Genomic DNA, 4,446 nt, shown 5'->3' on the forward strand with positions numbered 1-4,446 from the left:
GTGTCAGCCGACATTCATGCCGCTGACACACCGCATTCGCGAGCAAGCCCGCTCCCACAGGGGACAGGTGTTGAATGCAAAATTCGTGACCAACACTCAACAATGTAGGAGCAAGGCTCGCCCGCGAAGAACGATGACGCGGTGTGTCAGGCGTGACGCCTTCGCGAGCACGCTTCGCTCCTACAGGGATCGGCGATGCTGCAAATATTGTGAGCATCACTAAACAATTGTGGGAGCGGGCTTGCTCGCGAAGAGGGCGTGTCAGCCGACATCCATGCCGCTGACACACCGCTTTCGCGAGCAAGCCCGCTCCCACAGGGGAAAGGTGTTGAATGCAAAATTCGTGAACAACACTCAACAATGTAGGAGCAAGGCTCGCCCGCGAAGAACGATGACGCGGTGTGTCAGGCGTGACGCCTTCGCGAGCAAGCGTCGCTCCTACACAGGCTTGTGGTTATCCAGTACGCGATTCGCCGCCATCTCACCCATCACGAGCGACCGATGCAACACCAGCATCGTGTGGCGTCGCGGGCCGTCCGACAGCTCGACGAGGTCGTTGACCATGGCGCGAGCCGTTGATAACGCTTCGAAGACCTCGACCAGCAACGTTTCGTCATCCACCGCTGCGTCGATGGTGAAGAAGGTGCCGGATCTGCGGGACGGTATCTGCGTTTTCGTCGCCCCGGGGTTGAGGTAGAAGCTGAGCGCACGGTCGGCCGCCGCTTTCATTTTTTCAGGGTCAACAATAAAAGGGGCGTCAAACGCTACTGGATCAGTATTCGGGGGGTTAGGCGTAACTTTGAACATAGATAAAACTCCATCGCAAACTTAAGGAGCCATCACCCTCGCTACCAAACGAATGGGTGGCGGCCATACGTGGGTTGGTAGACCGGCGCGACAGAAACCCGGCGCTCCCGAAGGAGCCCCACGCATGACCACCATAAAGCGAGTCCCAACAGCAGGGCTGCATAAGGTGTTGCCATACGACTATCACGACGGGCTACCAAACCCGATCACTGTTTTGCAGTGACCCGGAAACGATATAGCCCACCCCAAAGCCGCACAAGCCGGCGAATTCTGGCGTACGCGTAGGTAACGACGCAAGGCGTTGTAGCCGCTTATGACGTAACACCGAGTGTCTTTAAACACCCGCCGTTAAACATGTTTATGCAGTGCGCCAACTGCCGCCATCGCGAGCAAGCTTTGCTCCTACAAGGGACTGTGTCGGCCACAAATCCTGCGCACAACACCAAACCCATGTGGGAGCGAGCCTGCTCGCGAAAGCGGTGTGTCAGGCGACATGTTTTTTTGGCTGTGCCGACGCCTTCGCGAGCAGGCTCGCTCCCACAGGGGGACTGCGGTGGCTGTTCGGGTTTAGAGGGGAATTGGCCCATGCCCCTCAAAAGGGACACGGGCCGTTTTCATACCAGCGGGGGATGAATCAGAACTGCGGGGTGTATTTCACGCTGAACATCACGTTGCGTGGATCGCCGTAGTTGTTGTTGCCGTTGATCTGGTTGTAAGCCGCTGCGAAGTAGGTCTTGTCGAACAGGTTGTTGGCGTTCATCGCCAGCTCGATTTCCGGTGTGAGTTGGTAGCCGACGCGGGCGTTCCACACGGTGTAACCCGGGACGTTGACGGAGTGGTCGAAACCGACGGTGTGGGTCTGTGCGGTAAAGCCCAGGCCAGTACTCACACGGCTCCAGTCGCCGGTCATCTGATAATTGCCCCACACGCGCAGCATGTGTTTAGGCGTCCACCAGCTGAAGATTTTGCCTTCGTTGTCCGGGTCGTCGAGGTATTTGGTGGTGTTGTAGGTGTAGCCGGCAAACAGTTGCAGGTTGTCGGTCACTTCGCCGCTGATTTCAGCGTCCAGACCCTGGCTGCGTACCTTGCCGGAGGCCGTCGAGCAGTACCAGCCGTCGCAGGTTTGCGCACCTGCCGTATTGAGAACGGCGCGGTTTTCCTGGTCGTAACGGAACAGGGCCACGGAGGTATTGATCCGGCCGTCCATCAACTCGCCCTTGAGACCGATCTCGTAGTTAGTACCGATGATCGGTTTAAGTACCGCGCCGGTAGTGTCGCGTTCGGTTTGCGGGGTGAAGACGTCGGCGTAACTGGCGTAGACCGACCATTCACGGCTCAGGTCATAAATAATCCCGGCGTACGGCGTGACTTCACCGGTTTCGGTGGCGGTGCTGTTCGTATCGTCGGTAATGCTGGTCGGGGTCTCGATCTGAGAGGTGTAGCTGTAGTCGTACCAACTGACCCGCGAGCCGAGCACCACGGTCAGGTCGTCAACCGGCTTGACCCGCCAGTTGCCGTACAGGCCTTTCTGGCGGATGTCGTATTTGCTCGGGAAGCCACGACCACCGGGGGTGTTGACCAAACCGTCGTAGCTGATTTCCGGACGGTTGTTATTAATGTCGAAGATGTTGTCGGTGCTGGCGTTGAAGGTCCGGGCGTATTTGTCGTCCGAGGTGTATTTGGAATAGTTGCCGCCCAGCATGACTTCCTGCTGCATGGACAAGGCTTCGAACTTGCCGGTGACGTTCATGTCCAGCGCGACTTTGGTGGAGTCCAGGTCCGTCACGAAGTCAGCGTACTGAATGCCGGTGCCATCGGGACGGATGCCGCTGCCGGTGGTTTGCACCCGCTGGTTCTTGGCCTTGTTGGTTTCGGTCATGTGCACGGCGCCGACCTTGAAGGCCCAGTCGTCGTTGAAACGGTGCTCCAGATCGGTGTAGATCGTGGTCACGTCGATGTCCGAGTGGTTCCACTTCGCCCCGGTGTACGTGCTGCGCGGCAGGTCGATGGGTTTACCGTCGGAATAACGCGGGAAGCCGCGAACGTTCGCGCGGGATTCGCCGCTGGACTGGCTGACCGCCACGCCCACGGTGGTGGCTTCGCTCAGGTCGAAGTCCAGCGCGCCGTACAGCGAGGTGGTTTTGTACCATTCGGAATCGACGAAGGTGTGGGTGTCGTCCTGGTCGGCCACGAAGCGGCCACGGATCGTGCCGTTCTGGTTCAACGGGCCGCCGGCGTCCAGTTGCAGACCGTAGTGGTCCCATGAGCCGGCCTTGCCGGTCAGGGTCACGGTCGGAACGGCCTGGCCGCGTTTGCGCACCAGGTTGACCGCGCCACCCGGGCTGCCGGTGCCTTGCAGCAAGCCCGACGCACCGCGCAGCACTTCCATGCGGTCGAAGAAAATCAGGTCCTGGGTAGCCCAGTTGCCGATCGCGTAGGTGTTACGCGGGATCGGCACACCGTCGTACTGCCAGTCATCAATCTGGAAACCGCGCGACGACAGGATCAAACCCCGACCCACGCCTTGGGCACCGACCAGGCCGGTGGTCTTGTTGGCCGCGTCCTTAAGGTCGACGATGTCCTGATCGTCCATTTGCTTGCGGGTCATCACCGTGACCGACTGCGGAATTTCCTTGAGGGTGTGGGTGCCCTTGCCGATGGTCACGGCATTCGAGGTGTACGAGTTGGAACCTTCGGTGGTCGCGCTGACCTGTTTCGCATTGATGGTGGTGGCGCCCAGTTCCAGACCTTCGGTCGAGCTGCCGCGCACCAGCATCAGCGTGTTGCCTTCAAAGCTGTAATGCACGCCCGTGCCCTTGAGCAACTGGGCAATCGCCGCTGCGCTGCTCAACTTGCCACTGACGCGGGTGCTGCGCAGGCCGGCCATGTCATCGGCGTTGTAGATCACCTGTTGATTGGTCTGCGCGCCAAACGCCTGTAATGCCTGAGGCAACGGCTGGGCCGGAATGTTAAGGGTGAAGTCTTCGGCGTGGACCTGCGCGCTGAGCGGCAGCAGGCACGCCATACCCAGACCGGCCAGCGAACGACGCGAGCGCAGGGTTCGGGCGATGACCAAAGCCTTGAACAGAGGTTTGAACTCATGAATTGCTGACATCGTGCTCTCTATTATTAGTCGAAATGGATAGGACCCATGGGCAACCGAGTGCCCTGCCGCTGCCTGGACCTGTGAACCGCTTGCGACACCGCAAGTCGATGATCGGCCCCTCCCCGGGCTCGATCGTGTGTCCGGGCAGCGGTAAAAAAGGTGTACAGCTGGGAAAAACTGAACCCTGTGGCTACCCTGCCCGGCTCGATTTGTCTGCTTACCTAAGTAAGACGTAGCACCGCGCAAAAACCGGAATGAGTTTATTTATCATTCGCGCAAAAAATTAAAAAAAGGCCGATGCGTTGGGCATCGGCCATTTTTGTGATCCTTGTCTCGTCCTGAAGGCAACGAAAATCCCCTTGTGGGAGCGGGCTTGCTCGCGAAAGCGGAGTGTCATCCAACAATGATGTTGACTGACTCACCGCCTTCGCGAGCAAGCCCGCTCCCACATTGGTTTTTGGTGAACACTGGATTTGTGCCCGACAACACTCCCCTGCAGGAGCCAAGCTTGCTCCCACAGGGTTACGCAGGGC

General features: G+C 59.0%; 2 protein-coding genes and 1 pseudogene. All 3 read right to left on the reverse strand.

Annotated elements, in window-relative coordinates:
• Positions 1-438 precede the first annotated feature (438 nt).
• Positions 439-807, reverse strand: a complete 369-nt coding sequence (locus tag HB680_RS29885; RefSeq protein WP_213941896.1) for a DUF6124 family protein — start codon at positions 805-807, stop codon at positions 439-441.
• 634 nt (positions 808-1,441) lie between these two features.
• Entirely contained in the window at positions 1,442-3,922 is a 2,481-nt protein-coding gene (locus HB680_RS29890) for a TonB-dependent siderophore receptor (RefSeq protein ID WP_213941897.1), read from the reverse strand.
• Between the two features lie 362 nt (positions 3,923-4,284).
• A pseudogene (locus tag HB680_RS33165) lies at positions 4,285-4,386 on the reverse strand (metal ABC transporter ATP-binding protein); the annotation flags it as partial.
• Between the last annotated feature and the right edge of the window lie 60 nt (positions 4,387-4,446).

Origin of the sequence: Pseudomonas sp. dw_612 (assembly GCF_018449725.1) — a bacterium.
Lineage (GTDB): Bacteria > Pseudomonadota > Gammaproteobacteria > Pseudomonadales > Pseudomonadaceae > Aquipseudomonas.

What these genes read in the sequence shown, in the direction of transcription:
- HB680_RS29885 (WP_213941896.1), bottom strand. Translation starts at nt 807, where the DNA reads ATGTTCAAAGTTACGCCTAACCCCCCGAATACTGATCCAGTAGCGTTT.
- HB680_RS29890 (WP_213941897.1), bottom strand. Translation starts at nt 3,922, where the DNA reads ATGTCAGCAATTCATGAGTTCAAACCTCTGTTCAAGGCTTTGGTCATC.